The 22,680-nt window shown below is 52.3% G+C and carries 24 protein-coding genes and 2 pseudogenes; 12 read left to right on the top strand and 14 right to left on the bottom strand.

Features of this window, described 5'->3' with window-relative positions:
* Positions 1 to 241 precede the first annotated feature (241 nt).
* The 9 genes from WKK33_RS07075 to WKK33_RS07115 form a co-directional block, all read right to left on the bottom strand.
* Positions 242 to 697, bottom strand: a complete 456-nt coding sequence (locus tag WKK33_RS07075) for an HU family DNA-binding protein (RefSeq protein ID WP_337469463.1) — start codon at positions 695 to 697, stop codon at positions 242 to 244.
* Positions 698 to 1,390: 693 nt separating this feature from the next.
* Positions 1,391 to 1,612, bottom strand: coding sequence for a DUF4248 domain-containing protein (locus WKK33_RS07080; protein WP_215760915.1), 222 nt, complete (start codon positions 1,610 to 1,612; stop codon positions 1,391 to 1,393).
* The gene (locus WKK33_RS07085; protein ID WP_337933111.1) at positions 1,609 to 2,598 is read right to left on the bottom strand and encodes a CHC2 zinc finger domain-containing protein; all 990 of its coding nucleotides are present in this window, start codon (positions 2,596 to 2,598) and stop codon (positions 1,609 to 1,611) included. The genes WKK33_RS07080 and WKK33_RS07085 overlap by 4 nt, the downstream gene beginning before the upstream one ends.
* 83 nt (positions 2,599 to 2,681) lie before the next feature.
* Complete coding sequence (locus WKK33_RS07090; protein ID WP_337933112.1) at positions 2,682 to 3,989, bottom strand: hypothetical protein; 1,308 nt, start codon at positions 3,987 to 3,989, stop codon at positions 2,682 to 2,684.
* A 264-nt stretch (positions 3,990 to 4,253) separates the two neighbouring features.
* Positions 4,254 to 4,733, bottom strand: a complete 480-nt coding sequence (locus WKK33_RS07095; RefSeq protein WP_337933113.1) for a hypothetical protein — start codon at positions 4,731 to 4,733, stop codon at positions 4,254 to 4,256.
* A gap of 225 nt (positions 4,734 to 4,958) precedes the next feature.
* Complete coding sequence (locus WKK33_RS07100) at positions 4,959 to 5,651, bottom strand: hypothetical protein (protein ID WP_337570867.1); 693 nt, start codon at positions 5,649 to 5,651, stop codon at positions 4,959 to 4,961.
* The gene (locus WKK33_RS07105; RefSeq protein ID WP_337933115.1) at positions 5,635 to 6,402 is read right to left on the bottom strand and encodes a hypothetical protein; all 768 of its coding nucleotides are present in this window, start codon (positions 6,400 to 6,402) and stop codon (positions 5,635 to 5,637) included. The genes WKK33_RS07100 and WKK33_RS07105 overlap by 17 nt, the downstream gene beginning before the upstream one ends.
* Positions 6,399 to 7,415, bottom strand: a complete 1,017-nt coding sequence (locus tag WKK33_RS07110; protein ID WP_287769259.1) for a hypothetical protein — start codon at positions 7,413 to 7,415, stop codon at positions 6,399 to 6,401. The genes WKK33_RS07105 and WKK33_RS07110 overlap by 4 nt, the downstream gene beginning before the upstream one ends.
* Positions 7,416 to 7,992: 577 nt before the next feature.
* Positions 7,993 to 8,151, bottom strand: coding sequence for a hypothetical protein (locus WKK33_RS07115; RefSeq protein ID WP_337933132.1), 159 nt, complete (start codon positions 8,149 to 8,151; stop codon positions 7,993 to 7,995).
* On the opposite strand from WKK33_RS07115, the pseudogene WKK33_RS07120 reads away from it, so the two are divergent.
* From WKK33_RS07120 to WKK33_RS07135, 4 genes and pseudogenes are all read left to right on the top strand, one after another.
* Positions 8,078 to 8,317 (top strand): annotated as a pseudogene (locus WKK33_RS07120) (single-stranded DNA-binding protein); the annotation flags it as partial. The gene WKK33_RS07115 and the pseudogene WKK33_RS07120 overlap by 74 nt on opposite strands.
* Before the next feature lie 229 nt (positions 8,318 to 8,546).
* On the top strand, positions 8,547 to 8,855 hold the full coding sequence (locus tag WKK33_RS07125) for a helix-turn-helix transcriptional regulator (RefSeq protein ID WP_308591751.1): 309 nt from the start codon (positions 8,547 to 8,549) through the stop codon (positions 8,853 to 8,855).
* Entirely contained in the window at positions 8,852 to 10,189 is a 1,338-nt protein-coding gene (locus tag WKK33_RS07130) for a type II toxin-antitoxin system HipA family toxin (RefSeq protein WP_337933118.1), read from the top strand. The genes WKK33_RS07125 and WKK33_RS07130 overlap by 4 nt, the downstream gene beginning before the upstream one ends.
* Before the next feature lie 260 nt (positions 10,190 to 10,449).
* A pseudogene (locus tag WKK33_RS07135) lies at positions 10,450 to 10,593 on the top strand (transposase); the annotation flags it as partial.
* Positions 10,594 to 10,629: 36 nt separating this feature from the next.
* Here WKK33_RS07135 and WKK33_RS07140 read toward each other — a convergent pair.
* The 5 genes from WKK33_RS07140 to WKK33_RS07160 form a co-directional block, all read right to left on the bottom strand.
* Positions 10,630 to 11,154: a pyridoxamine 5'-phosphate oxidase family protein gene (locus tag WKK33_RS07140; protein WP_337933120.1), complete on the bottom strand. Its 525-nt coding sequence runs from the start codon at positions 11,152 to 11,154 to the stop codon at positions 10,630 to 10,632.
* Between the two features lie 15 nt (positions 11,155 to 11,169).
* A complete protein-coding gene (locus tag WKK33_RS07145) occupies positions 11,170 to 11,685 on the bottom strand; it encodes a GNAT family N-acetyltransferase (protein WP_337933121.1) in 516 nt (171 codons plus the stop codon).
* Between the two features lie 81 nt (positions 11,686 to 11,766).
* The gene (locus tag WKK33_RS07150; RefSeq protein WP_337571126.1) at positions 11,767 to 12,063 is read right to left on the bottom strand and encodes a nitrous oxide-stimulated promoter family protein; all 297 of its coding nucleotides are present in this window, start codon (positions 12,061 to 12,063) and stop codon (positions 11,767 to 11,769) included.
* A gap of 3 nt (positions 12,064 to 12,066) precedes the next feature.
* On the bottom strand, positions 12,067 to 12,699 hold the full coding sequence (locus WKK33_RS07155) for a YqiA/YcfP family alpha/beta fold hydrolase (RefSeq protein ID WP_337933123.1): 633 nt from the start codon (positions 12,697 to 12,699) through the stop codon (positions 12,067 to 12,069).
* Between the two features lie 308 nt (positions 12,700 to 13,007).
* Positions 13,008 to 15,713, bottom strand: coding sequence for a valine--tRNA ligase (locus tag WKK33_RS07160; RefSeq protein WP_337933125.1), 2,706 nt, complete (start codon positions 15,711 to 15,713; stop codon positions 13,008 to 13,010).
* 103 nt (positions 15,714 to 15,816) lie between these two features.
* Between WKK33_RS07160 and WKK33_RS07165 the strand changes: the two genes are divergently transcribed.
* The 8 genes from WKK33_RS07165 (at position 15,817) to WKK33_RS07200 (ending at position 21,863) form a co-directional block, all read left to right on the top strand.
* A complete protein-coding gene (locus WKK33_RS07165; protein ID WP_287769682.1) occupies positions 15,817 to 16,713 on the top strand; it encodes a nucleoside triphosphate pyrophosphohydrolase in 897 nt (298 codons plus the stop codon).
* 9 nt (positions 16,714 to 16,722) lie between these two features.
* Entirely contained in the window at positions 16,723 to 17,298 is a 576-nt protein-coding gene (locus WKK33_RS07170; protein ID WP_215759843.1) for a lipocalin family protein, read from the top strand.
* Between the two features lie 15 nt (positions 17,299 to 17,313).
* Positions 17,314 to 18,228, top strand: coding sequence for a ribonuclease Z (locus tag WKK33_RS07175; RefSeq protein ID WP_287769678.1), 915 nt, complete (start codon positions 17,314 to 17,316; stop codon positions 18,226 to 18,228).
* A gap of 239 nt (positions 18,229 to 18,467) precedes the next feature.
* Complete coding sequence (locus tag WKK33_RS07180; RefSeq protein WP_337469498.1) at positions 18,468 to 18,779, top strand: T9SS type A sorting domain-containing protein; 312 nt, start codon at positions 18,468 to 18,470, stop codon at positions 18,777 to 18,779.
* Positions 18,780 to 18,886: 107 nt separating this feature from the next.
* Entirely contained in the window at positions 18,887 to 20,362 is a 1,476-nt protein-coding gene (locus WKK33_RS07185; protein WP_337933127.1) for a L,D-transpeptidase family protein, read from the top strand.
* A 51-nt stretch (positions 20,363 to 20,413) separates the two neighbouring features.
* A complete protein-coding gene (locus tag WKK33_RS07190) occupies positions 20,414 to 20,929 on the top strand; it encodes a sigma-70 family RNA polymerase sigma factor (protein ID WP_337933130.1) in 516 nt (171 codons plus the stop codon).
* A gap of 84 nt (positions 20,930 to 21,013) precedes the next feature.
* Positions 21,014 to 21,400: a hypothetical protein gene (locus WKK33_RS07195; protein ID WP_337933128.1), complete on the top strand. Its 387-nt coding sequence runs from the start codon at positions 21,014 to 21,016 to the stop codon at positions 21,398 to 21,400.
* 19 nt (positions 21,401 to 21,419) lie between these two features.
* Positions 21,420 to 21,863, top strand: coding sequence for a hypothetical protein (locus WKK33_RS07200; RefSeq protein WP_337933129.1), 444 nt, complete (start codon positions 21,420 to 21,422; stop codon positions 21,861 to 21,863).
* The last annotated feature ends 817 nt before the right edge of the window (positions 21,864 to 22,680 follow it).

Below are 22,680 nucleotides of genomic sequence, written 5' to 3' on the forward strand. Positions count from 1 at the left end.
TCAAAATATTTGGATTTTAACATAGAAAGCGAATTGATGTAATCGTTTTACGATTCCCAATTTGAACGAATTTTGGCTAACGCAATTTGAAAAAATTCGAAAATTCGGGTAATTCGTTGTTACCGCGTCTGAGCGTAAGAAAACTATTTGTTGTTCTTCCTTGCCGAGTGGCCGCGCCTGCGGACGAATCTCCCGACGGGGGCGTGCGGGGAAGGGTGTTATCCTGAATGATGGTTTCTTCTTACCTGTAGCTTTTTTTCTCCGTTGGCGCGTTGATGTTGGCCAGCTCCACGCCGCGTATGAGCTCTCCGGTGTAGTGGCCCGTGCGTCCCTGCTTGTGGCTCACGCCTGTTTGCTGGAAGGTGCGCTCGGGGGTCATCACGATGCGCAGGCCGTGTATGTCGTCGGCCACCACGTCGTTGGGACTGTCCTTGGCGCGGGCGCGGAAGCCCACCCGGAGCGACCCCAGGCCGTCGACGTGCACGATCTCGGAGTTGAGCAGGTGGCGGCGTATCACCTCGGCGATCGACCAGAGCACGGCGAGCATGTCCGACTGGGTGACGGTCGAGGCGTGCGACACCTCCTCTGCCAGCTGCTTGCTGGTTATCGTGCCCGTGGGCACCATCTTGGCGTACCACTTGCCGTAGTTGGGGCTTTGCGGCATGGCTATCTGTGTGGGTTTGAACTTGATGCTCATGGCTTGTTGTTTTATTTAGAACACGTGGCTCTGCGATGTCTTTTTTTTTAGAACACGAATCTCTCGAATCTTACGAATGACGGCTGAGAGAAACGCCTCTGGCGTTTGTTATCTCACGAGACCCGGCGTAGCCCCACCGACCAACGGGAGGTAATGACCACCGGATATTAGCGTTGATTGTCATTCGGTAGATTCGGTAGATTCGTGTTCGTCTCCTAAACACCAGAGGTGTTTGCAATCTCTCGAGATTTGTCGTAGACATACGCGAGGCTCGGGGAGACTCTGCCGACTGATGGGTTGTGTCCTGAAAGTTGGGTTTGTTGGGCGTTCTCGGCTCGGCGCCTGTGCGACGTGTAGTTTCGTGTTCCCGTTAATGCCCGTTAACGTGTGCTGCTCTGATCCGAGGCGAGGTGAGAGGTGGCGAACGGTGGGCGCTGGAGTCATACGGGTGGCGATGGGTGGCGGTGTGTGGTGGTGTCATGGGGCTGTGGTGTTTAATGGGTTGGTGGGTTTTACATGTGCAAAGGTATAACAAAGGGCGTTGGCAATCATACGTTTCTATACGTTTCGATGCGATTTGATACGATTCGATGCGATTGGGGTTCGATTTTGATTCGATGCGATTTTGATTCGATGCGATTTTGATTCGATGCGATTCGGGATTCGATATGATTGCAGCCCTTTGTTATGGTTTTATGGCTCGCCCAAGTGGTCTACGATGAGGGTCACCTCTCGTGGCGAGAGCACCTTGGTGGTCTTGCGGTAGCCCGCGGCATGGAGCGCCGACAGCAAGGGTTGGCAACGGTTTATCCAGGCCATGAGTCGGTTTACCGCCGCGTGCGAGTCGGTTACGTAGGGGAAGTAGAGTAGGGCGAGCTCCTTCTTGGTGTAGGGTCGGATAACGAATTTGTTCATGGTTGCTTTTGGTTTTTTGTGGTACATGTTAGCCCATTGGTGGGCGTTGGTGGTTGGCTGTTGGTCGAGACGGTGGCCAGGTAATAGTCGGCAAAGTCTTTGCAGGTGGGCGGCAGCTGGTGGTGTTCCAACGAGGGCAAGGCAGCCTTTAGCTGCATGAAGAGCCTCTCTCCGGGTGCGTCGCGGTCGGGGTACATGTGGAAGGTGGTTTGCCTCTCGGTAGCCAGCGCCCTGAGCAGCTTGGTGTCGGCCCTGCTGAGGAGGGTGGCCGATGGTATGGCTAGGGCCTTGTGCCCTGCCGAGAGCATGGCCCAGCAGTCGGAGCAGCCCTCGGTGATGTAGAGCGGCTCGCCTTGTTGGAGCATGGCCGTTACGGGCAGGTTGTAGATGGAGCATCGTGCGCCGTAGGGAAACCTGAAGCGCGGCACGTTGCGGAGGTTGCCGTCCTCCTTGTTGAAGTCGAGGTTTCGGTTCTGCATGCCAATCAGCTTTCCGTTGGCGTCGTAATAGGGAATTTGCAGCCAATGGGTTTGCAGCCTGTCGGTCCATGAGGTGAGGCGGCACCATCGCACGACGGCTGGGCTGAGCCTTCGCTCGTCGAATAGGAAGCGGCGTGCCTCTTGGGAGAGCCAGGGGTGCTCGAAGAAGGGCTCGTAGCGTGTGGCGTCGAATGTGGGCGGTTGGCTCTCGGCGGCCTGCGTGGTGGGCTTCCACTCGTTGAGGATGACGTTGTGGCTGTTGGCGAGCCATCGGCAGGCGTCGGGGAACGATTTGCCGAGGTGTCGCATCACGAGGTCGATGGTGCCGCCGTGTGCGTCGCATGCGAAGCATCGGTAGGTGTTGGAGCGCGTGTTGAACGACAGGCTGGCGTGGTGGTCGTCGTGGAAGGGGCAGAGGCTCTTGTGCCGAGAGACGTGCAGTCCGATGCGCTGGGCCACTCCCTCTATGGGGAGTTGGCGGAGCCGGGTTATTTCGAAATGGTCCATGGTGGTTGTCGTTGTTGTGGTTGATGAAAGTGGGCGATGCGCCCTCCCCCCAACGTGAGGGGTTGGCACATCGCGCCCACCCGTTAGGCTTTGCCCGTGAGATACTCAGGGGTCTTGGTGTAGAGTCCGGTCTGGGTGGAGTGGACGATGAACTTGCGGAACACCCATTTGTATATCTGATTCTTCGTGCCCTCTTTTGTCTTGCCGAGCGAGATGCGGAGGGCCTCCAGCTGGGCCTCGTTGAACGCGTCGGGCAGATCGTCGAGCAGGTTCTTCGGTCCGCGTCGGCCCGCCTCGCTTAGGCTGCTCTCGTCCTGCCCGAGCATGTCGGCAAAGACCTGCATCTTCGACCAGATGTCGTGGTAGACGAGCCATTCCACGAGCGAGGCCATGGGCTTGGTCCACGTTTGGTTGTTGAGCGCCCAGAGGATGCATCCGGCCTTCCATGCCGATACGAGGGCGCGCTTGGATATGTCCCACAGGGTGTCGTCGTCGGCGAGGTCGGCGAGCGAGGCCATGTCGGCGGCGAGCTGGTCGATGAGCCGGTTGAGCTGCTTGATGGTGAACTGGCCCTTGCAGATGGCGAGTCGCGCGAGGAACTCGTCGAGCTTCAGGTAGAACTCGTTGCCATACTTTCCTTGGCGCGGTATGCGTCCGTCGCGCCCCTGCCGGGGCTTGTAGGAGAACACCATGCGTCCGAAGGTGCCGTTGAAGAGCTCGTTCTTGTAGAACTTGCGTGCGGCGAATGGCGTTGACGAGATGGTGATGTTGGCGCGCAGCACGGGGTTGCCCGTCACGCCGTCGGCCGTGGCCCTGAGCGCCCCCGCCCGCTGGCGGTCGTAGAGGTTGCGCATCATCTGCGATATTTGCCGGTGGCCTCCGCACACACGGTCGGCCATCTCCACCTCGGGCATGTTGAGGTATTGTGTGCGCTGTCCGAGCTTCTCGCATCCCATGGCGTTCTGTATGAAGGCCGCGTTGGTTACGTCGGCAGGGGGGAACCAGAACGCCACGTCGGGCCGTGCGGGTTTCTCCTTGTTGGCCGATTTGGTTTTCATCATCTTCTGCCACTCCACGAGCTTGGCCAGCTCCTCGTCGTCGTGGGTGCGGAAGTCGCGGCAGAGGGCTTCCACGATGCTCGACAGTTGGCCCTTTCCGGCGCCACTATCTGCCACAAGATTGGCCATCATTCCGCTCATTTCCTTCCACGAGAGGTCGGGATACATAAATTGTGCGCCACTTATGTGTGCGCCAAGGATAGGAAAAAGCATGGGAACGATGGGCTGGTGCATGTCTTTTGAGACTTGCGAGAGCAAAAGTGCCACGCTTTCGAGTCCGCGACCGAGGTTTGGCATCTTCGGAGCGGTGGTTTTACTGATGTCGTATTTCATATTCTTCTTGTCGTTAAATGATTAAACAATTGATAATGAGCCTTTTAGAGGAAGTGGGGGTGTTGGGAATCTTCCAATTCCAGTTCTTCCAATTAGTTTTCAAGGGTGTGCGTTTTGCTTCTTTATATATCTAACTATCTAATAATTAGTTAGTTAGATAGTCTATAGAGAGGGGGTTGGAATGTGCATGCCCTTATTGGAATATGGAAGATTTGGAATATTGGAAGATTCGTATTATCCAGATTGGCGTAAACTTAGCTCTGCTCATTCCTCTCCGAGGCCATAGGCGAAGCCGCTTGCCACCTGCGTGAGCTCCTCGGCAGCCCTGCGGCAGAACTCAGCGAAGGTGAGCCGCTCGTTGAACTGCGGTCGGCAGAAGGTGGGGTAGAGCGTTCCGTCGGGCTTGCGATTGATGTTGATGTAGCTTCCCACGTAAACGTGCGGGTTGCGCATGGCGAGGGCCCGTCGCATCCTGTCGGCGTCGTTCTCGATGAAGAGGAAGTGGTCCTCGGCATCGCGCGTGAGCGCCCCGTCGAGGTAGCGTCCGATGCCGAGGCGCCCAGGCTGGCGTGTGAGGAGCTTGAGGTCGACGCCCGGCTCGGTGTTGGGGTAGACCTGCTGGCGCTGGCGGTAGCCGCTGGCCAATGGTGAATTACTTGAGAGCATCTCCTTGACGATGTCTCCTACGAGGCGAGGCTCTTGGTTGCGCTCAGAGCCTGCTCCTGAAATATTATTTTTTTGCATATTGCTCGGACAGGCAGGGATAGTTTGTCTGTTCTGTCCTCGGCAATGGGGAAAAGAGTGCTTGGCTTGTAAGCGATTTTTGGGAATTTGCTTACATCACAAGGCTATCATAAAAAATAAAAGCTGAAACGCTCTGTATATCAAGAGCCTTCCAGCTAAAAATAATATCAAAAAAAATGTTTCTGCTTACAAAAACGCTTACACATGGTGTAAATCGCTTACATGCTATACGCCTTTCGTCGAGCGCATATTTCCAAGGTAAACCTCATATAATGCTGAGTCGCTTACATCTTCATTGTCTGTGTTCCGATCATTTCGTGTGGGCAAGGGGTTGCTTATGTCAAGAATAATGAGTGAGAGTTTGATCCTATCCTTAGAGGTCTCGTCAAGGCGCGTTCGGTCCGAGTTAGGCGTTTTGCCAAATTGCGTTTTTGCCAATGAAGTGGCAGAGCATCTGGTTTGTTTCTCCACATAGCTTTGTTCGAGAAGCTTTTGGAGCAGAATGGTCAATATGGTGGTGCTTGCAATCCAAGTGATATTGCAATGCCTTGGCGCTCCTTCAAAAAAAGTGTCAAGATCGTCGGGGTTCGTATTTGGGTCTATCCATTTCCATTCGGTCCATTTTTTGTATAATATATCGACCCTGCTCCTTTGTTTCTGCAGCAAATGGTTGTTGCCGTGTTTGTAGTATTTTATGGTCAAAGGCTTATTGTTGCTTGTTTCGGCCTTCTTTTGTTGCTTTACCTTTCTGTGGGTGTTGCTTCCGGCTGTAGGAGCCGAAGGCATTATGAAGGTGCTGCCTGAAATGTTCCCAAAAAACTGCTGACAGCCGTAGTTGTGTTGCTCCTTGATGTATGTAGGCTTTCGACTGTTGGTGGGCAGCAAGTCGCCTGTTTCTTGATCAATTTGTTTCATCATCTTTTTGTGTTAAAAATTTGGGGTGGTTTACATCGCCCATAAACTGGTTGCAATTTGCGTTGTGTTGTTCCGCGATGTATACCTGTGGCCTGCTCTTTATGCCAAGTTTCTCATATAGCTCATCAATATAGAAAGTATATTTGCCTCCATGGTCGTTGTTGTATTTGTTCAGTACAAGAAGGTTCTCCTTAATAGTGTGTTCACTTGCATTTTTAGAAAAATCCACAAAGTACTGGAATACCTCTTCCACGGCTTCTTCTCCCTCCTTGTTTTGCTCGATGAGGGTCAGCTCACATGTAAGCAAATTGGTCTTTGTCCCCTCCATCCATCGCTCCTCCTCCTTATGTGCTGCGGCTTGCAGCATGGGGAAGAACAGCGGGTGATCGTTCCAACGGGCAAATATGCTTTGCGTGGCGGCTTGCCAGTCGAACTTGGCATGGCGTTTTTTCACGGCACAGATAATGGCTGCCGCCATCATGCTGACAAGTATGGCGTCGTTAACACCCTCGGCCTCATCTTCCAAGTCGTCCAGCTCGTCGTCTATGCCCTCCACGACGTTTGGCAGCTCAAGAAGCAGCCTGGCGAGCCGTTCTGCCGCCAGAAACACTTCTACCTGCGACAACCCCGTCAGCCCGTCTTCGTGCTTTTGCCTTAGAAACTCATGGAACAAGACGTATACGTCGTTCCGCAACAACTTACGCCGCTCCTGCCTTATCTGCCCTTTTTCCAGATGCACTATAATATCGCTCATGCTGCGTCCTCCTTTTTCTCGATGTCCTCCGACATGTGCTTTATGCTGTTGAGCAATTCCACAACTGCGGCCTCTGCCTTTGCCATATCCTCACTTTCTGCCTTCGAGCCATCTTTCTTCTTGCCTTTGAACAGCATCTCCAACCACGAGTCGTCCAAATTATGATGTACGATTTTATCAGTACTGTCATCTTCTGGCTCAACAAAACATTTGAACACGGCACCTTCCTTCGTGACGAGCTCAACGGGCTCTTTTGTAGCGCGTGCCAGCGTGACGAGATTCTTCATGAATGTTGTGGTTTTATCCACATTTAATGCCGTCTTTTTATCCTCTGGCATAACGGTGAACTTATGCTTGTATTTTGCCTTCTTTGCTTCAAGGGCCAATTGCAACAACGAGGGCATGAGCGAATTGTCATAAAAATCCTTGTCTTTCAGTTTCTCCACACTTTGCATTATCTCGTCATACGTCATCTCCTCTGATGAAGAAAACCGCAAGGATTGTGCGTGTTTCTGTTGTTCCTGCCATGCCTTGAAAAGGTCTGCTGGGTAGTACTCGGGCAGAATCTCCGCTGAGTAGCAATGGTCATTGAAGAGCGTCCTGGTTATTATGTCTTCCATGATTTGCGCTACCCTTTTTGGCGCGCTGAAAGCCTTGCGGCGATTTTGTATTGCCACGGTGCGTATGTCCTTGCGGTTGTCGATGATGACAAAGAGCGATGGCTCGTCCTTCACCACGCTCTGCTCAAACTTGCTTTCAAGAGGAATGTCGATAGAGTTGGCAAATTGCATTACAATGATTCTGGGGTTGCACTTTAAATGATATACGCGATGATTGAATATCTTGGCATAGTGAAAGCCGTTTTTCTTTTGTTCGTCAGAAGGAACGCCCTCGCCGAACGTGATGCTGTTGTCTTGTGAGAAGAGCGCAGACAAGTGCTCTTGCCTGTCCTCCCAATCGTAAGGAGCCAGCTCTTCATTGTATCTTATGTAGTAGGTAGCGAAACGTGCCATGTAAAGTGGGCTTGTAGTTGTTAATAATGAGGTTTTTGTTTCAATTCAATTGCTTGTAATGGAGCTTGCTCCATTTGCAGGCTTGTGCCTGTTTCCTACAAAGGTAATACTTTTTGGGGGAATTCGGGGCTGATGGACCGTAAAGAATATGGAAATGTTTTTGATTGTGGTACTTTTGTACGGAAATCTTTTGAAATCCACCCTTTTTTTAATACCTTTCAACAGTTTTGTAGCTATTTTAGTACAAAAATACCACAAATGTAGCTAATTGTGGTACTTTTGTACGGGATAATGAAAAGTCTCTTTCTCCGATGTATGGTTATTCGCCTTTTCCGAATTTTTTCCTTTTATTTCATCTTCAATGTCCGCAGATATTCCTTCTGCTCGGGCGAGATTCTGTAGCTCTCGATGGCTTTCTGGATGCCTTCAGTTTGCACTATCTTTCCATAGGCACTCCTGGTGTCAGTTTGGCTTGGAAAGCAGCATACTGCTTATCCTGCATGGCGAACAGTCTTTCTTGAAGTGAAGTCATAAATTCTTTGTTTTATAATGCAACATAGAAGGAGCAATCGCCTCTTTATTCCATCCTGCCATATTTCATCTCCACGCCCTCCTTGTCATACTGCTTGCGCTTGCCGGTGGGCGGTTCGGTCAGCGTGATGCGAACCACGGCCTTCGTGAATGAAGAGGCATGGCGCAAGAACGAGAATGCCTCGTCGTTCGACCGCTTAGTCAAGGGAGCACTCCTTACTGTAGAGGGCTACTTCAAGCCTGAGGAATGGCAGAATGCAGAAGGTGTCAAGCATAGCCGAGTAATACTCGTGGCAACCAAGTTCTATGAAGCAGAAGAGAAGGAGGAATCTCCAGTATCTCAGAGAACTAAGACCAAGAAGGATAAGTAAATCCTTCTCTTTATAACGAGCGGCCTTCGGGTCGCTTTTTTGTTACTTTTGAGTTCTTCCTTCCTTGCAAAAAGGTTAAAAAGAATGCAAAAATCAGATTTTCTTCAAGCTAATTGATGGATTTTGAAAAGGAATGAGTATTTTTGCATTTATAAATATAAGCGGAATATAATATAACGCTATGTTATTAGTCTAACTTATATTGTGGTATAAATTAAAATAGCTAATTATGATTGATTATTACGAATATTCTATACCGGAATTGGTAAAACTTCTTGGTGCAAGATTCAAGGATTACCGTCTGCGTAGCAATATGACGCAGAAAGAGGTATCTGAACAATCGGGTATTACAATCACTACCATTCATAAGTTTGAGAATGGTACATCGGGCAATGTGTCGCTCGGCACCTTTCTTTTGCTGCTGAAGGCAATCGGTCTGATAGATGCACTTGACGAACTGATGCCGGATTTACCGCCATCTGCATACCTCTTGAAGGAAGAAAAGAAAGTTCAACGAATTAGACATAAGAAGTCATGATAGCAAGTTCTTTGAAAATAATGCTTTGGGACAAGGAAATCGGTCGCTTGTCCTGGGATGCAAGGAGAGGTGTTTCGTTTTTCGAGTATAATCCAGCTTTCCTTGGCGGAAGACTTGATCCGTTCCCACTTGTGGCTTCTGTCAAGTCACCTGCCAGCCGACGTCCTATCATGGGTGACAGGGAAACAAAGCTTTACCGCAAACTGCCTCCTTTTCTCGCAGACTCTTTGCCTGACGCTTGGGGTAACCAGGTGTTTGAGTGTTGGCGCATACAAAATGGCATTCGCAATCAGGAAATTACACCTCTTGAAATTCTGTCGTTTATAGGTAAGCGAGGTATGGGGGCTTTGGAGTTTATACCCGAATCATCTGGCATCAGAAAGTCGGAAAAGCTGAATATGAAGGCATTGGCAGATCTGGCCCAGAGAATATTCGTTGAGCGTGAGAATGTAAGACTGATGCCTGACGAATCGCTGACCATGCAGTCGTTGATAGCTGTCGGAACATCGGCAGGTGGTCGCCAACCTAAGGCTATCATAGCGATAAATCCGGAAACGGGAGAAATCAGAAGCGGACAGATTGCCGGTCACAAGGGCTTTGATTATTGCATACTGAAGTTTGGCGATCCTGAACGCTCGTCAGCAGAATTGGAAATGGCTTACTATAAAATGGCCATGGCTGCAGGTATAAACATGATGCCTTGCAAGATTATAGAGGTGGAAGGTCAGAAGCATTTCATTACACATCGTTTTGATCGTGATGAAGAACGCAAATTGCACATGCAGACATTGGCAGCTCTATATCCTGATGCCGACAGCTATGAAACGTTGCTGATGGTTTGTCGCAAGATGCGCCTACCGGAAAGCACGCAGGAAGAAGTCTTTCGCAGAATGGTATTCAATATTCTTGCCAACAATACTGATGATCACAACAAGAACTTCTCGTTCCTGATGGATGAAAGCGGTCAATGGCAACTTTCTCCGGCATACGATATGACTTATATCTTCAATGTCGGTGGTTTCCTTCCTGAGAAGATGCATTGTCTGATGATGCAGGGTAAACTTCAAGGTCAGACTCTTGAAGATGCTTTGGCTCTTGGCAAAGATAACGGTATCAGAAAGGCAGAAACCGTCATAGGTGAAGTTGCTTCTGCCATTCGCCAATTCAGACTCTTTGCAGAAGAATGCGAAGTTAGTCAGCGTTGGATAGGTGCTGTAGAAACCACCCTTAACAATCATCTGGCAGAGTGGGGATTGTTAGAACAAAGAAAGAATGTTTCGTTCAGAATTGGTGATGCTATTTTTGAGAATGTGCGTGTAGAAAAGGCGTACTAGGGTAACTATCACCTTTTATGTGAAGTGGAAGGAAAAGAACGCAAATTCGTGATTACCAACAAGAAAGAAGAATATGCATTGATTGATAAAGTAGGTATTGATAATTTAACTGACAAACAATTGTGTTCGATGGTCGAAACCTTCTTTGTAAGGTAACAGACTTCGGATTTTTTTAGTAATAATTGCCATTTTTGTGTCGAAATATTCATATTGGATATCCGCATACAAAAATGGCAATTATTGTTTGATTCCACTAAAACTTATATTTTTTTATTGCTGTCCATCGCTCTACAAATGCTGCCGCTGAATTGCTCAACGCTAAAATCAAGCAATTCAGAGCACAATTGAGAAGTATTATTGACAGAAAGTTCTTCCTTTTTTGGCTCACTATAATTTATGCGTAGCCACACACTTTTGCAGGTGATCCAGAAGAACCGGTATTATTTCATCCTGCCATATTTCATCTCCACGCCTTCCTTGTCATACTGCTTGCGCTTGCCGGTGGGCGGTTCGGTCAGCGTGATGCGCACCACGGCCGTGCGCCCCAAGGAGCGGGCTACGCTCGGCTCGAAGGCGGCCATGTGATGGGGTAGGAAGCGTTGGCAAATCAGGCGGAGGGCATGGGTCTTCTCTGCCTCGTTGGTCACCACCTCGGCCCGTCCGAACGCCACGGCCGACTTGTATTGCAGGGTGAAGCTGCCGTCCTTCGGGCCCACCGTAGGCGCGCAACGGGTTACGGCGGAGAGGCACACCTCGGGATGGGCCTTGATGGCCTCCAGCTTCTTGCCCTCCAAGGCGCCATGGAAATACCAGTTGGCGTCGTCGTCGGATGCGAGCGAAAGAGGTAAGCCGTAGGGGCGCCCGTTGTGGTCGATAAAGCTAACGGTTATGTAGGGGGCCTTGTGCATTACCTCCAATGCCCACCCGCTATCCATGGCTCTCGATTCCTTTTTTATTTTTGTCATGATATTTACTGTTTTTTATCCTTTGTACTTAAACACCTTGACCATATCCTTGTCGCCTCCCACGAGCTGGCTGCATTGGTTCAGCATGCCCGTGTCGGCAAAGCCGCATTTCTGCATGACCCTCCCCGATGCGGGGTTGCCCGTGAAATGGTCGGCCCAGATGTTTTCGAAACGCTTCACGCGGATGCAATGGTCGAGCATCAGCCTCAGAGCCTCTGTGCAGATGCCTTGGTTCCAATAGGGCTTTCCTATCCAGTAGCCCACCTCGCAGTCGTTCTTGCCGATGGGGATGTTGCTGGTGGCTTGGGTGTAGTAGCCGATGCAGCCGATGGCCTCGCCCGTTGCTTTCAACACAATGGCCCACGTGGTGTGGTTATGGAAGAATGTGCGTATGACCTCCCTGCTTTCCTCAACCGACTTATGTGCCGGCCATCCCGCGCGAGGCCCCACGTCGGGGTCGGAGGCATACTTGTAGAGTGCCTCCGCATCCGATTCCTGCCAATGGCGTAGTAAAAATCTTTCGGTTTCCATCTGTGTGTTTTGTCTGTTTGTTTCGTTATCTATAATCTGCCATTATTGGCAGTTGTGTTGGATAATCCAACAAGCCATACGCTATAATTCTCTTAGGATATGCTTGATGGCGGCAACGGGGTGGTACAAAATCATTCTCGGCCCCGCCCAGCGCATCACTTCGCGCATGCGCTCCCGCATCTGGGGGCGATAGCAATGGATGGGACACTTCTTGCAAGTGGGCTTGTTCTCGCCATGCTTGCAGCGTTCCAGTCTTGCCGTGGCATACTGTAGCAACTCTTGGCACCCAGGGCACAGGTCCTTATGGCCCTCCTTCTTTCGGCAATAGAGCCGTACCATCTGCTCCACCACCTGCTGTTCTTCCTTTATCCTGCTCATTTGTTATTCCTCTTTTTTCTCTTTTTCCTCTTTTTCTTCTTTTTCCGAATATTCCCTCATCATCTTCGCGGCAAGGGGCGCGTACCAGGTCTTTACCTCCTCTTGGGTAGGCGTGTGGCCGCCAGGGAAATGGAAGGCGTGGCGGTAATGTTCCAGGAAGAGCGGGCAGAAGTGGGCCAGCGTGTCGCGGTCGCCAAACAGTCCCCACACGCGTTCCTTATAATAAGGTGTGCAGCCATCAAACTGCACGGCCTCGAGCTCCGCAAACTCCGCAATCAGGGCCTCGTTGATCACCAGCCGCTGGTTGCCGTCTCTTCGTGGCGCCTTATACTCATGCTCGCCGATGCGCTCCTTCAGAAACTCTGTCATCTTGAAGTAAGGATTGCCAAGCAGGGCCGGAACGCCCACCACAGGCGCCAGCATCTGGGCGAGAAACGCTCCGCAACTGTTGCCGACAAGCAGGTCGGGGTGCTCCTTGTAGACAAGGGAGCGAATGGCCTTCAGGGCCTCCTTGGGATGGAGTGGGAGGTCGGGAGTGAGCACCATGGCCCTTCCCTCGAAAGCCTCTTTCAAGGCCAGCGCCATCGGGCAACTGCCTGTGGCGAAGAAACCGTGTAGGAATAGTATTTTCTTCATGTATTCAAAGTTAGTGCAAATCGAGTGCCGCCTGTCTTATCCGAGGATAATGTGTTACATTGTTACATTGTTACATGTTACATGTTACAATAAGGTGGTTCCACATGTCGCATGGGTCGGCCTGCAGCCTACGGCGATGGCCCTTGGGGTCTAAGAACACGATACTCGGCGAAGCCCCACCGGCAGAAGGGGTGATAGCTCTCGAAATGTTGGATGACCCACACAAAACAAAAGTCCTCCGTCGCTCCTCGCTTGTGGGCAAGGGGTGGCGGAGGGCCTTATGGTGTGATGCTTATAATCGGGGATTTTTACTTGTTCTTCAGGGCGTTGAGGCTCTCCTGAATGGCGGCAATCTTCTCCTCGGCGTCGCTCTGCTTCTTGCGCTCGCGCTCCACCACGGCCTCGGGAGCGTGGGCCACGAAGTTGTCGTTAGAGAGCTTCTTCTTCACACCCGTCAGGAAGCCCTGCAGGTGCTCCAAGTCCTTCTCGAGCTTGGCTATCTCGGCATCCACGTCGATGAGGTCGCCCACAGGAACGGCAAACTCGTCGGTGTCGACCATGAAGGCGCTGGCGTCGGCGGCCTTGCTCTCCACCGTGGTGAAAGCCTTGAGGTTGGCCATCTTCACGATGATGTCGGCAAAGGCGGCGTAGCTGTTGGTGCCCACGACCTGCAGCTCGAGCTCCTTCTTCGGAGCGATCTGCTTCTGGCTGCGAACCGATCTCACGCCAGCCACGATGAGCTTCACGTTCTCCACGGCGGCGCACAACTTCTCGTCGTCGCTGGTGGGCTCGCCAATATGGAGCTGTGAGGTCATGATGCTCTCGCCCTCCTTACGCTCGCCAAGGTGCTGCCACAGCTCCTCGGTGATGAACGGCATGAACGGATGGAGCATCTGGAGCAAGGTCTCGAAGAAGTGGAGCGTAGCCTCGTAGGTGGCCTTGTCGATGGGCTGCGCCTGGCCGTCGATGTAGGCGGGCTTCACCATCTCCAGGTACCATGCGGAGAACTCGTCCCAGAAGAGGCGGTAAACGGTCATCAGCGCCTCAGAGATGCGGTAGGTCTTAAACTGTTCGTCGAGCGTCTTGGCCGTCTCCTTCAGTTTGGCGGCAAACCACTCCACGGCTGTCTTGGCTGTGGCGGGCTGCTCGATGGCGGCCGTCTTCCAGCCTTCCACCAGTCGGAACGCGTTCCAGATCTTGTTGTTGAAGTTGCGGCCCTGCTCGCAGAGCGTCTCGTCGAACAGGATGTCGTTGCCGGCAGGGGCGGCGAGCATCATGCCCATGCGCACGCCATCGGCGCCATACTTGTCGATGAGCTCCAGGGGGTCGGGCGAGTTGCCAAGACTCTTCGACATCTTGCGTCCCAGCTTGTCGCGCACGATACCTGTGAAGTAAACATGGCGGAACGGCATCTTGCCGCGATACTCATAGCCGGCCATGATCATGCGGGCCACCCAGAAGAAGATGATGTCGGGACCCGTCACCAGGTCGGAGGTGGGATAATAGTAGTTGATCTCCTCGTTGTTGGGGTCGAGGATGCCGTTGAACAGCGAGATAGGCCAAAGCCAGCTTGAGAACCACGTGTCGAGGCAGTCGGACTCCTGCTCCAGATCGGCGGCGGTCAGCGCAGGGTTCTTCTCCTGTGCCATGGCCTGGGCCTCCTCGGCCGTCTCGGCCACCACGAAGTCGCGCTTGCCGTCGGTCGTAGCGAAGTAGTAGGCCGGGATGCGGTGGCCCCACCACAGCTGGCGCGAGATGCACCAGTCCTTGATGTTCTCAAGCCAATAGCGATACGTGTTCTTGTATTTCTTGGGGTAAAACTCCACCTCGTCGCTCATCACAGGGTCGAGGGCGATGTCGGCAAAGTGCTGCATCTTCAGGAACCACTGGGTGGAGAGCTTCGGCTCGATGGGCACATTGGTGCGCTCGGAGAAGCCCACCTTGTTGTCGTAGTCTTCCACCTTCTCCATCAGTTGGGCCTGCTCAAGGTCGATGGCGATCTGCTTGCGCACATCCATGCGGTCCTGGCCCACATATAAGCCGGCGGCCTCAGAGAGCGTGCCGTTGTCGTTGAAGATGTCGATGGTCTCCAGGTTGTGCTTCAGGCCCAGCATGTGGTCGTTGACGTCGTGGGCGGGAGTAACCTTCAGGCAACCCGTACCAAACTGGATGTCGACGTATGAGTCTTCGATGACGGGGATGCAACGGTTCACCAACGGCACGATGACGCGCTTGCCCTTGAGCCATGTGTTCTTCACATCCTCAGGGTTGATGCACATGGCCGAGTCGCCCATGATGGTCTCAGGGCGTGTGGTGGCCACCACGGCGTAGTAGCCCTTGCTGTCCTGGTGCATCACGTTGCCCTCGTCGAGGCGCTTCACGGAAGCCTGGTCCTCAGGAGCCACGTAGTATTTGAGGTAGTAGAGCTTGGAGTGCTCCTCCTTGTAAACCACCTCCTCGTCGGAGAGCGCCGTCTTGGCCTGCGGGTCCCAGTTCACCATGCGCACGCCACGGTAGATGTAACCCTTGCGGTACAGGTCTACGAAGACGTGGATGACGCTCTTGGAACGAATGTCGTCCATGGTGAACGATGTGCGGTCCCAGTCGCATGAGCAACCCAGGTGGCGAAGCTGCTTGAGGATGATGCCGCCGTGCTCGCGCGTCCAGTCCCAGGCGTGCTCCAGAAACTGCTCGCGGGTGAGGTCGGTCTTCTTGATGCCTTGCTCGGCCAGGCGGCCTACCACCTTCGCCTCCGTGGCGATGGAGGCGTGGTCGGTGCCGGGCACCCAACAAGCGTTCTTGCCCTCCATGCGGGCGCGGCGCACCAGGATGTCCTGCAACGTGTTGTTCAGCATGTGGCCCATGTGAAGCACACCCGTTACGTTGGGTGGGGGAATAACCACCGTGTAGGGCTCGCGGCCATCGGGTTTAGAACTGAAGAGCTTGTTGTCAAGCCAGTACTGGTACCATTTAGACTCCACTACCTTGGGGTCGTACTTACTTGCTAATTCCATGTGATTTTATCGTTCTTTTATACCTTATTATCTAATAAAACGATGCAAAATTAATACTTTTCCACCTAAAACCATTATCTTTGCACCAAATTAATTGGTTTTTATGCATACGAGAGAAGAAAAGCTTCAGGCTTTCGGACGGTTGCTGGATGTGCAGGACCGTTTGCGAAAAGATTGTCCATGGGATAGGAAACAAACTTTTGAAAGCTTGCGCCCTTACTCCATAGAGGAGGTCTTTGAGTTGGCCGACGCCTTGGCGTGTGGCAACCTGGAGGAGGTGAAGAAGGAGTTGGGCGACCTCATGGAGCATGTTGTTTTCTATTCCATGCTGGGTGAGGAGGAAGGCCGTTTCGACGTGGCCGACGTTTGCGACACCCAAAGCGACAAGCTGATGTTCCGGCACGACTTCATCGACTGGGGACCCGACACGACGATGGCGGGATGCCCGGCATGGACGGTGTCGAGCTCCGAACTGGTCATCAACGACCGAGGACAGGTGGTCTACGCCGACGAGCAGAACGCCAACACACCCAACCCCACAACGGCAACGCAGGTGGAGAGCACGTGGGAACAGCGAAAGCAACGGGAGCGACATGGAAACAAGTCGGTGCTCTCGGGAGTGCCTGCCTCGTTGCCCTCGCTCATCAAGGCGTATCGCATACAAGACAAGGCCCGCAACGTGGGCTTCGACTGGCAGAAGAAGGAGGATGTGTGGCTCAAGGTGCGCGAGGAGCTCGATGAGTTTGAGGCCGAACTGAGAAAGGGCGACCAAGAGCGCTCGGCCAAGGAGCTGGGCGATTTCCTCTTCAGCATCATCAACGCGGCACGGCTCTACCACCTGAACCCCGACAACGCGCTGGAAAGCACAAACCAAAAGTTCATCAGACGGTTCGGCTATGTGGAGCGGAAAACGAAGGAGATGGGCAGAGAAATGAAGGATATGACCCTCGCCGAGCTCGATGCGCTGTGGGACGAGGCGAAAGCGAAAGAAAACAAATAATTGCGAATTATGAAAAAATTGACATTTGCGTTTGTCCTGCTGGCCATGGCCTCATGGTGTGTCACAGGATGCCAATCGAAGGGCCAAAAGGCCCAAGGCGAGGATTCCACGCTGATGGTGGGCGACACGGTTGCCGACAGCACGGTGTATGGCGTGTGTGGCGAAGGAACGGCCATGCACACCGTGGAACTGATTACCGATGCGGGCGACTCGGTTACCTATATCATCCAGGAAGATGAGGAGGGTAGGTCGTGCGTGCAGGGCGGATTGCTCGTGGGCGACCGCCTGGCAGTCATTGGAGCTACCGATCGCGATGGGGAACGCGTGGCCACGAAGGTCATCAACCTCACCACGCTCCAGGGAAAATGGACCAGCCTCGACAAGAACTTTGAGATCTTGGAGGGAGGGCTCATCAAGTCGAATGTAACGGCAGAGTCGAATCCCTGGACGGAGTGGAAAATCCTGAACGGACAGCTCCTGCTCAACCGCGACACGTTCGACATCGACCAGCTGAGCGCCGACTCGCTCTATCTCGAGAACCACGACGGCATCTTCGTTTACAAACGTGTCAAGAAAGACGCGTAGACATCTCATTTGTGCATGGAACCGTTTAAGATTCATATTCTCGGGTGTGGAAGCGCCTTGCCCACGCTGAAGCACCACACCTCATCGCAGGTCGTGGAGGTGAGGGGCAAACTCATGATGGTGGATTGTGGCGAGGGAACACAGGTGCAACTGCGGAAATCGCGCATTGGATTCACACGCATACAGTCGGTTTTCATCTCACACCTCCATGGCGACCATTGCTTCGGGCTCATGGGTCTGATCTCCACCTTCGGCATGTTGGGACGCACCAGTCCGCTCCACGTGTACGCCCCAGGAGAGCTCGGACCGATGCTGAAGGCCCAGATGGAAATGTTCTGTCAGGGACTGGAATACGAGGTGGTGTTTCATGCCGTCGACACAACAAAATGCCAGGTGGTGTATGAGGATAAGAGTCTGACGGTTAGTAGCATACCGCTCGACCATCGCATCGCTTGCTGTGGCTATCTTTTCCGGGAGAAACCCACGCTGCCGCATATCAAGCGCGACATGATCGACTTCTACCACATTCCGGTTTGCTACATCAACAACATCAAGAATGGCGCCGATTGGACCACAGAGGAGGGCGACGTTATTCCCAACGCGCGCCTGACAACACCGGCCGAGAAGGCGCGCGCCTATGCCTATTGCAGCGACACGCGCTACATGCCCGCCTTGCATCGGATGGTGGAGGGCGTCGACGTGCTCTACCACGAGTCGACCTACGACACGCCCAACGAGGGACGCGCCCGGCTCTATTACCATTCCACGGCGCGCCAGGCCGCTATGGTGGCACGCGACGCGCATGTGGGCAAACTGGTGCTCGGCCATTACAGCTCACGCTATGAGGATGAGAAGGTGCTGCTCATAGAAGCGAAAAAGGTGTTCTCCAACACCCTCTTGGGACAGGAGGGGCAGGTCATACGCCTCTGATGGCGCGTGTTTCCCGATTTATTGTGCACGCATGGTTAATTTATCTTAACGAAGTGACAAAAGATTAGCGCTCGGCGTTTTTTTTCTTCGAAATACTATATCTTTGCATAGGAGAGATGGCATATTGTTGTTACGCCTCGCAAGGTGGGGCTAAGGGCGTGTGGCATCTTGTATCGAAAAGAACAAAAGGAGAGGCGCCTGGCGAAAGAAGGGCGCAAAGACCATTATAGATTACGCGTATGATTAAAAGAATACTTTTTGTTTCATTTCTCGCCTTGTCCATGGGCGTGCTGCCGCAAACCGCAAAGGCAGCGTCGGCCATCGAGATCATCGACAACGAGACGCAGCAGGTGGGCATTTCCATCAGCAGCGAGGGTGTGTTGCATGTCACGGGGGCCTCTGGGCAGACGCTCTACATTTACAACGTTACGGGCGTCAGAGTGATGAGTGTGAAGGTCGATGGAGCTGATAAGAATTACAATCTCAATCTGCCGAAAGGATGTTATATCGTAAAGGTTGGCAAAACCGTTCGGAAAATCTCCATTCGATAATAACGGGCTGGAACGTGTTTCTGGCCCTTAGGGGATTGGCTTTCGTTGCGTTGGCATGCTTAGTGGCCAGTTGCTCGGAAAGAAGCAATCCCTACAAAGACCTTGCTTTGAGCGATTACGACTCGCTCAGGGTAGGCTATTATGTCGTTCGGTCACATAAGGTTTATGCCGAGATCGAACAGCTCATGCTTGCAGACAAGGTGGTTTGCCAAGCTGACCGATTCATCAGAAATTATTATCACGACAAAGGCCGGTTCGTTTGGATCGGCCGTTTTGGCGTGGACCAACGCGCCGACAGCTTGCTGGACCACATCGGAAAGGTGGAGGCCATGGGCTTCTCGCCCAAGAGGTTTCGCGTGGAGGAAATTGCGGCCGACCTGCAAAGGATGCGCACGCTCCAATTCGACGGGCACGACAACCAGGCCAGCAAGGTGTTGGGCCGATTGGAATACAACCTGACGCGGGCCTATCTGCGCTATGTGGTGGGGCAACGCTTTGGATTCGTCAACCCGAGAACGGTCTACAACCGTCTCGACCCACATGATGGCGACACCATCCGGGTGTCCTACCGCACGTTGTATGACGTGAAGACGGAGAGCCCCGACAACCATTTCTACCAGATGGCGTTTCAGAAGGTGCGTAGCGATAGCGTAGGGGCGTTTATGGATGAGGTGGAACCGAGCAACCCCTTGTACCACAGGTTGAAACACATGCTCCATGGCGACTCGGCGCACTTGTATGGCCGCCAACTTATCATGGTCAACATGGAGCGATGTAGGTGGCGATTGTCCGACGAGCCTTATCTGCATAAGCGATATGTCATGGTGAACATTCCGTCGTTCCACCTCGTGGCAAAGGACGAGGAGGAAACGCTTACGATGCGTATGGTGTGTGGCAGCCTGAAAACGAAGACGCCATTGCTGGTGAGCGCCCTGAAGCGCGTGGATGTCAACCCGCAATGGATCGTGCCAAAGAGCATCGTGAAGAGCAGCATCGTGCATCATGCGGGGAGCGCACCCTGGTTCGCCTCCCACAGATATTTTATCCGAGAACGGCGCACGGGAAAGGTGGTTCAGGTGGAACGCGTAAGCCGCGACATGTTGCTTAGTGGCGAATACATGGTGGTGCAGGAGGGAGGCGCCGGCAACTCGTTGGGAAGAATCATCTTCCGTTTCGACAACAATCTCTCCATCTATCTGCACGACACGCCCAACCGTACCGTGTTCGGAAGGGACGAACGCGACATCAGTCATGGGTGCGTTCGACTGGAAAAGCCATTCCAACTGGCGAGATTCTTGCTCAAGGAGCAGAGCCCCGAGATGTTCGAGAAGATCAACTATTCCATCAACGCAGACGTGTCGGTATTGGGAAAGGACCGCCAGTTGCTTACCGAACAGCAGCAGGAGGTGCTCGATACGCTCAACAAAAAGATGTTGGTGGGGCAGGTGAGGATTAAACCCCAGGTGCCTGTCTTCGTCTTATATTATACGTTGTATCCCCACGATGGGGGAGGATGGGACACATTTCGCGACGTGTATGGCTTCGACGCGCCCATTTGGCAACGAATCAGTTCATTCATGTAGAACATTGCGGCATAACCCGTGGAAGAGTATAGCGAAGAGAAAATCATCAGTATGCTGAGGAACCCGAAAACGCAACGTGAGGCTTTTTCGGTGATTGTCCGCACATATAGCGAACCTTTGTATTGGAAGATTCGCCATATCGTGCTGACCCATGAGGATGCCGACGATGTGTTGCAAAACTCCCTGATGAAGGCTTGGACCCATTTGGGTGCGTTCCAGGGAAAGGCGAAACTCTCCACATGGCTCTATCGCATAGCCATCAACGAGGCGCTCGACCTAATCAGAAAGCAAAGGAACGAACAACAGGTGAGCACAGAAGAGCACCCAACGGTGGCGGCACAACTTATGGCCGACGAGTATTTTGATGGCGACGCCACAGCTGCCCAACTGCAACAGGCCATTGCCTCGCTGCCCGATGTGCAACGAACGGTCTTTACCTTGCGCTATTACGATGAGATGAAATATTCGGAGATGAGCAAGGTGCTCGATACCACAGAGGGGGCGCTCAAGGCAAGCTATCACCATGCGGTGAAAAAGATAGAGGAATTCTTCCATAGCCATGATTGAGCCATTACGGCAAGGAAATGAATAATTTATGGAGTAATTTAAACTTTTTCGGTTTGTAAACGTCATATAGATAAAAGCAGTAATATGGAAAAGGAAGAGAAATATATAGAAGCTACATTTGGGCGGAAGGCGCCTTTCAAGGTGCCCGACGGGTATTTCGACAACTTTACCGCCCGCATGATGGACAGTCTGCCTGCAGCCGACAATGGGCAGACGGCCGTCATCTGCAATATCAAGCCTTCGTTTTGGAGGCGTTATCGCAAGGTTGTGGCTACCGCGGCAGCAAGCGTTTGCATCGGATTGGTAGGACTGGGCGCTTATCTCCACCACGAGACGAGTGACACGGGGGAGAAGCACGTGGCAGAGGCGGAGGTCCCCGTCACATCTTCCTACTCTTCGGCCGACGCGCTGGCCGACTACGCTATGCTCGACTCAAACGACATGTACGCATACATGGCCGACATTAAGTAACATACGACAAGAGGTGAAAATGAAACAGATAGTTAGACGATTGATATTCATTATGGTGGTGGCCCTTGTGGCTTTGCAGACGCAAGCGCAAGAAAGGCCCAAAAAGTTCGACCCAGCACGCTTTGAGGCCGACTTGGAACAGTTCATCACCACGGAAGCTGGCCTGAACCCATATCAGGCTGCAAAGTTCTTCCCCCTCTATCGGGAAATGCAAAAGAAGCAACGCATGTTGTTCAACAAGATGCGCTATTACCAGCATGTCGATACGCGCGACAATAAGGCCGCCGCAAAAGCCATCAGGGAGTGCGACCTCGTCGACTTGGAGATGAAGGAACTGCAACTTGAATACCACAAGAAGTTCTGCAAGGTATTGCCAGCAGGTGTTGTGCTCAAGATTATACGAGCCGATGAGAAATTCCATCGCCAAGCCTTCCAAAGAATGATGAGGCGCGGCAGGCGATAAACAAGCCGTGAATATCCTTGCAAACAAGGATGGAACTAACATTGGGGCCTAACAGGTAAAAATATTTCCGTGTCAATACTTGATCGTGTAACGAGTCGGGTGTTGGCACGGAAAATTGTTTTATGACCAGAATTCATCCCTGCTGATGATAATAAATCAATTATAGAAATACAGCAAGGTCAAATAGTAATAGTTACCTTCTTTTTGTTATGGTCTAACCTAAATAGGGTGGGCTTAGGGTAATTAGCGTTATTGTTGTTGCGTTTTTGGGCTTATATGTTGTGTCGTGTTTTTGTTCAAACCAGCGAGCGAAAATCCCTTTTTTGCGCGTTCGCGGCTGGCCAAACGGAGCTGCGCGTTGCGATAGGCCATGTATCGCGTTGCGAAAGATGCCCATCCTCGCCTCGATCGGGCGTCTTTCGTCGTGCGGTTAGGCATGTTCCGGGGTGCGAAACATGCCTAACCGCAACGTGTAACGTGGAATGTAGGGGATTGAAGGTGCGCTTGCTGATGTAAGGCGTTGAATAGTAGGTGGTTATGTAAATGCGCTGAGATTCGCGTGTTTGCACCAAACATCCTTGCTGTTGAAAACAAACGTGTAGTTTTGGGGGAGGCGTGTCGTAATCTTTCGGTGGCGTTCGCAGAGGAGCATCCTCCTTTCATTCTCTTTTCATCCTCCTTTCATCCTCCTTTGGCTTGCTTTTGATCATCCTTTTATCTTCCTTTCATCCTCCTTTGGCTTGCTTTTGATCATCCTTTCGGCCTTTTCTCTCTTTCTTTTTCCTTTTGCACGCTCTTTTTTCTCCTTTTCATCCTT

This window comes from Hallella sp., from assembly GCF_037460745.1.
Lineage (GTDB): Bacteria > Bacteroidota > Bacteroidia > Bacteroidales > Bacteroidaceae > Prevotella > Prevotella faecis.

Excerpts from the sequence above, each read along its gene's own strand:
- WKK33_RS07075 (WP_337469463.1), bottom strand. The coding sequence starts at position 697 with ATGAGCATCAAGTTCAAACCCACACAGATAGCCATGCCGCAAAGCCCC.
- WKK33_RS07080 (WP_215760915.1), bottom strand. The coding sequence starts at position 1,612 with ATGAACAAATTCGTTATCCGACCCTACACCAAGAAGGAGCTCGCCCTA.
- WKK33_RS07085 (WP_337933111.1), bottom strand. The coding sequence starts at position 2,598 with ATGGACCATTTCGAAATAACCCGGCTCCGCCAACTCCCCATAGAGGGA.
- WKK33_RS07090 (WP_337933112.1), bottom strand. The coding sequence starts at position 3,989 with ATGAAATACGACATCAGTAAAACCACCGCTCCGAAGATGCCAAACCTC.
- WKK33_RS07095 (WP_337933113.1), bottom strand. The coding sequence starts at position 4,733 with ATGCAAAAAAATAATATTTCAGGAGCAGGCTCTGAGCGCAACCAAGAG.
- WKK33_RS07100 (WP_337570867.1), bottom strand. The coding sequence starts at position 5,651 with ATGATGAAACAAATTGATCAAGAAACAGGCGACTTGCTGCCCACCAAC.
- WKK33_RS07105 (WP_337933115.1), bottom strand. The coding sequence starts at position 6,402 with ATGAGCGATATTATAGTGCATCTGGAAAAAGGGCAGATAAGGCAGGAG.
- WKK33_RS07110 (WP_287769259.1), bottom strand. The coding sequence starts at position 7,415 with ATGGCACGTTTCGCTACCTACTACATAAGATACAATGAAGAGCTGGCT.
- WKK33_RS07125 (WP_308591751.1), top strand. The coding sequence starts at position 8,547 with ATGATTGATTATTACGAATATTCTATACCGGAATTGGTAAAACTTCTT.
- WKK33_RS07130 (WP_337933118.1), top strand. The coding sequence starts at position 8,852 with ATGATAGCAAGTTCTTTGAAAATAATGCTTTGGGACAAGGAAATCGGT.
- WKK33_RS07140 (WP_337933120.1), bottom strand. The coding sequence starts at position 11,154 with ATGACAAAAATAAAAAAGGAATCGAGAGCCATGGATAGCGGGTGGGCA.
- WKK33_RS07145 (WP_337933121.1), bottom strand. The coding sequence starts at position 11,685 with ATGGAAACCGAAAGATTTTTACTACGCCATTGGCAGGAATCGGATGCG.
- WKK33_RS07150 (WP_337571126.1), bottom strand. The coding sequence starts at position 12,063 with ATGAGCAGGATAAAGGAAGAACAGCAGGTGGTGGAGCAGATGGTACGG.
- WKK33_RS07155 (WP_337933123.1), bottom strand. The coding sequence starts at position 12,699 with ATGAAGAAAATACTATTCCTACACGGTTTCTTCGCCACAGGCAGTTGC.
- WKK33_RS07160 (WP_337933125.1), bottom strand. The coding sequence starts at position 15,713 with ATGGAATTAGCAAGTAAGTACGACCCCAAGGTAGTGGAGTCTAAATGG.
- WKK33_RS07165 (WP_287769682.1), top strand. The coding sequence starts at position 15,817 with ATGCATACGAGAGAAGAAAAGCTTCAGGCTTTCGGACGGTTGCTGGAT.
- WKK33_RS07170 (WP_215759843.1), top strand. The coding sequence starts at position 16,723 with ATGAAAAAATTGACATTTGCGTTTGTCCTGCTGGCCATGGCCTCATGG.
- WKK33_RS07175 (WP_287769678.1), top strand. The coding sequence starts at position 17,314 with ATGGAACCGTTTAAGATTCATATTCTCGGGTGTGGAAGCGCCTTGCCC.
- WKK33_RS07180 (WP_337469498.1), top strand. The coding sequence starts at position 18,468 with ATGATTAAAAGAATACTTTTTGTTTCATTTCTCGCCTTGTCCATGGGC.
- WKK33_RS07190 (WP_337933130.1), top strand. The coding sequence starts at position 20,414 with ATGCTGAGGAACCCGAAAACGCAACGTGAGGCTTTTTCGGTGATTGTC.
- WKK33_RS07195 (WP_337933128.1), top strand. The coding sequence starts at position 21,014 with ATGGAAAAGGAAGAGAAATATATAGAAGCTACATTTGGGCGGAAGGCG.
- WKK33_RS07200 (WP_337933129.1), top strand. The coding sequence starts at position 21,420 with ATGAAACAGATAGTTAGACGATTGATATTCATTATGGTGGTGGCCCTT.